Raw genomic sequence first — 430 nt, 5'->3', positions numbered from 1 at the left:
ACGGCGAAAAGAACCATCCCGCCTTGTGGAAAACTTTTGCGCTGGCGTTGGGATCAAGCGACAAGAGTTTGGCCAATGCGGCGGCCTTGCCAAGTACGGAAAGGCTGGTGTCGACCTACCGGGACATCTGCCTGAACCAGCCGTTTTATGCAGGCCTTGCGGCCATGCACGCGTTTGAGTCCCAGGTTCCGGCGATTGCCGCCGTGAAAATTGACGGGCTGGCAAAGTTCTATGGAATGAATGATCCGGACAGTTACGAATTCTTCACGGTGCATCAGGAAGCTGACGTGCATCACTCACAAGCGGAATGGGCGTTGATCGAGCGTTTTGCCGATACCCCGGAAAAACAGGCTGAAGTGCTGTCCGCAACTACCCGGGCATGCGATGCGCTATGGGGATTTCTCGACGGAATCTATGAAAATTACTGCCA

At 54.7% G+C, this 430-nt stretch carries 1 protein-coding gene; it reads left to right on the top strand.

Translation table 11 applies throughout. The features are described from left to right. A partial coding sequence (locus tag SQ11_RS15155) for an iron-containing redox enzyme family protein (protein WP_041515037.1) occupies positions 1 to 430 on the top strand: 430 nt, incomplete at both ends.

It is taken from the genome of Nitrosospira sp. NpAV, assembly GCF_000832065.1.
GTDB lineage: Bacteria > Pseudomonadota > Gammaproteobacteria > Burkholderiales > Nitrosomonadaceae > Nitrosospira.
Note: the sequence above shows the minus strand (reverse complement) of the source record. Positions and strands in the feature narration are given on the sequence as shown.